This is a genomic window from Streptomyces sp. NK15101, from assembly GCF_020400725.1.
Taxonomy (GTDB): Bacteria; Actinomycetota; Actinomycetes; order Streptomycetales; family Streptomycetaceae; genus Streptomyces.
Genome location: NZ_JAINVG010000182.1, coordinates 1 through 3,914, shown reverse-complemented (window position 1 = coordinate 3,914; position 3,914 = coordinate 1). Strand labels below are relative to the sequence as shown.

Below are 3,914 nucleotides of genomic sequence, written 5' to 3'. Positions count from 1 at the left end.
AGACGGCGGGCGCCGTGCTCGGTGACCAGATGGCGGGCGACCAGTCCGCCGAGGGCACCGGTGGCACCGGTGACCAGGACCGTGCCCTCCGGGTCGAGGGCGGCGGGCAGGGTGAGGACGACCTTGCCGACGTGACGTGCCTGGCTGACGTACCGGAAGGCCTCCGGTGCCCGGCGGACGTCCCAGGTGCTCACCGGCAGCGGCGTCAGCGCTCCCGACGACAGCAGGCCCATGACCGCCGTGAGCATCTCGCCGATCCGCTCGGCCGGCTCCTGGAGCAGGTCGAAGAAGCGGTAGTCCACCCCGGGGTGCTCGGCCGCGATCAGGGCGGGGTCGCGCAGATCGGTCTTGCCCATCTCCACGAAGCGGCCGCCGCGCGGCAGCAGCCGCAGGGACGCGTCCACGAACTCGCCGGCGAGGGAGTTCAGTACGACGTCCATGCCGAGGCCCTCGGTGGCCGCGCCGAACGCGGTCTCGAAGTCCAGGGTGCGGGACGACGCCAGGTTCGCCCCCTCCAGGCCCAGGTCGCGCAGGGCGTCCCACTTGCCGGGGCCCGCCGTGCCGTAGACCTCGGCACCCAGGTGCCGGGCCAGCTGGACGGCGGCCATGCCGACGCCGCCCGCGGCGGCGTGGATCAGGACGCGCTCGCCCGAGGTCAGGCCGGCGAGCTCGACCAGGGCGTGGTAGGCGGTGAGGAACACGATGGGCGCGGACGCGGCCTGGGCGTACGTCCAGTCGGCTGGCATGACGGCGACCAGCCGGTGGTCGGCGACGGCCGTCGGACCGAACGCCCCGGAGAGCAGGCCCATGACCCGGTCGCCGACGGCGAGACCGGTGACGCCGGGCCCGACCTCGGTGACCACACCGGCCCCTTCGAGACCGAGCGGACCGGGGTCGCCGGGGTAGAGGCCCAGCGTGCCCAGGACGTCGCGGAAGTTGACGCCGGCGGCGCGCACGGAGACGCGGACCTCGCCGTCGCCCAGCGGGGCCAGGGCCTCCGGGAAGGGATCGAGGGCCAGGTGGTCCAGGGTCCCGCGCTCGCGCACCACCATCCGCCAGGCGGCCGTGCCGGCCGGGGGGACCAGGGCGCCGCCCGCCGTCACCGGGCCGAGCCGGGGCACGAGGAGGGCCCCGTCCCGTACGGCGAGCTGGGGCTCGGCGCCGAGCAGCGGCAGTGCCGTACGGCAGTCCTCCGCCGTCTCCACGTCCAGCAGCCCGACCCGGCCGGGGTTCTCGGTCTGCGCCGAACGGGCCAGGCCCCATACGGCCGCGAGCTCGGGGTCCGCGTCGGCGTCCGGCGCCGTGGCCACGGCCGCCCGGGTGACGAGCACCAGGCGGGAGTCGGCGAACCGGTCGTCGGCCAGCCACGCCTGGAGCAGGGCGAGCGCGCGGTGCACGGCGGGCCCGGTGGCGTCCGCGCCCTCTTCGGGCCCCGCGAGCGGTGCGAGGACCACCGAGGGGGCGAGCAGCCCCGCGTCGACGGCCTCGCCGAGGGCCGTGAGGTCGGCGTACCGGGGGCCGACGCCCAGGTCGGCGGAGCCGAGCGAGACGGCGCGCGGCGCCGGCTCCGGCTCCGCCGCGGCCGGCTTCCAGTCCAGGCGGTGGAGCGAGCGCGGCACGGCCACGTCGTCGCTCACCGGGCGCAGGACGAGCTCCTCGACCCGGGCGACGACCGCGCGGGACTCGTCGAGCAGGGTCAGCGACACCGCGTCCGGTCCGGTGCCGTGGATCACCACGCGGCCGGCACGGGCACCGGGTTGGTGCACGGTCACCCCGCGCCAGGAGAAGGGCAGCAGACGGCGGCCGCCTTCGTCGAGCGCGGTCATCACGATCGGGTGCAGGGCCGCGTCGAGCAGCGCCGGGTGCAGCCCGTAGGAGGCGGCGTCGGTGACGGAGGCCGGCAGGGCGACCTCGGCGACCAGGTCGGTGCCGTGCCGCCACGCGGCGCGCAGGCCCTGGAAGACCGGGCCGTAGGCGTAGCCCGAGTCGGCCAGTTCGTCGTAGCGGCCGTCGACGGGCAGCGGTTCGCCCTCGCCGGCTGGCCGGGACACGGCGGACGCGGCGGCTCCGTCGTGCGGGGCGAGCGCGCCGGTGGCGTGCAGGGTCCACGGCTCGACGGCGCCGTCCGGCGTCTCGGTGCGGGCGTGGACGGTCACCGCCCGCTGCCCGTCGTCGCCGGGCGCGGCGACGACGACCTGCACCTCGGTGCGGCCCTCGTCGGGGATCACCAGGGGGGCGACGAGAGCGAGTTCGGCGACCCGGGGGGCGCCGGTCTCCGAGCCCGCGCGGGCGGCGAGTTCGAGGAAGGCGGTGCCGGGCAGCAGGACCGAGCCGAGGACGGCGTGGTCGGCGAGCCAGGGGTGGGTACGGCGACCGAGCCGGGCGGTCAGGACGGTCTGCCCGGACTCGGCGAGCTCGACGGCGGGGCCGAGCAGCGGGTGGCCGGCCGGTCCCTCGGTGCCCTGCGCGGTCAGCCAGTAGCGCTCCCGCTGGAAGGCGTACGTGGGCAGGGCGGGCGTCCGCCCCGGGCCGAACACGGCGTGCCAGTCCGGGCTCCGGCCGCGGACGTGCAGGGTGCCGAGCGCGGACGCCAGGGTGCGGCGCTCGGACCGGCCGCGGCGCAGCACCGGCACGAACGCAAGGGCTGAGTCGTCCAGGCAGTCCTGTCCCAGGGCCGACAGCACGCCGTCGGGGCCGAGTTCGAGGAAGGTCCGCATCCCGAGCCCGTGGAGCGCGGCCAGGCCGTCGGACATCCGCACTTCCCGGCGCACCTGCCGGATCCAGTAGTCGGCGGTGACCTCGACGGGTCCGCCGGTGACCGTGGACACCATCGGGACGCGCGGCTCCGCGTACCGCACCGTCGACGTGACGGCGGCGAACGCGTCGAGCATCCCGTCCATGCGGTGGGAGTGGAAGGCGTGGCTGACGACGAGCCGGCGGGTCTTGCGGCCGGCGGCGGCGAACGTGGCGGCGACCTCTTCGACGGCCTCGACGTCACCGGATACGACGACGGCCAGGGGGCCGTTGACGGCGGCGATGCTCACCTCGTGCTCGCGGCCTTCGAGGAGCGCGGCGACCTCGTCCTGGGAGGCCTGGACGGCCGTCATGGCGCCGCCGGTCGGCAGGGCCTGCATGAGCCGGCCGCGCGCGGTGACCAGGGTGCAGGCGTCGGACAGCGTGAGGATCCCGGCGACGTGGGCGGCGGCGAACTCGCCGATGGAGTGGCCGAGCACGGCGTCGGGGGCCAGGCCCCGGTGCTCCAGGAGCCGGAACAGCGCGACCTGCAGGGCGAAGAGGGCGCACTGGGTGTTCTCGGTCCGGTCGAGCGCCTCGGCGTCGTGGAACATCACGTCGCGGATCGGCGGCGTGCCCGGCACGGAGCCGCGGCAGGCGTCGAGTTCGGCGCACACCGCGTCGAGGGCGGCGGCGAAGACCGGTTCGGACTCGTACAGTTCGCGTCCCATGCCGACGCGCTGGCTGCCCTGCCCGGTGAAGAGGTAGGCGAGACCGTCGTCGGTGCGCGCGGTGCCGACGGCCAGCGCGGAGTGCGGCTCGCCGCGGCCGAGCGCGGCCAGGGCCGCGACGGCCTCCGCGTGGTCCTCGGCGGTGACGGCCGCGCGGTGGTCGAGGGCGGCACGGGTCGTGGCCAGGGCGCGGCCGAGGTCACGGGCGGACGCCCCGTCGAGGCCGTCGAGCGCGTCGACGAGCGCGGTGGCCTGGGCGCGCAGTGCCGGCTCGGTACGTCCGGACAGCACCCACAGCGGGTCGTCGCCGTCGTCCCGGGCGTCGGTCGCGGCCGCGAGGGGCTCGGCGGGGGCTTCGGCGAGGATGACGTGGGCGTTGGTGCCGCTGATGCCGAAGGAGGAGACGCCGGCGCGGCGGGTCCTGTGGTCGGTGGCGGGCCAGGGGCGGGG

1 protein-coding gene is annotated in these 3,914 nt (G+C 76.7%); it reads right to left on the bottom strand.

All coding sequences use genetic code 11. The annotated features are described in order from the left end of the window. The coding region (locus K7G60_RS39085) for an acyltransferase domain-containing protein (protein ID WP_263986768.1) at window positions 1-3,914 on the bottom strand (3,914 nt) is incomplete at both ends.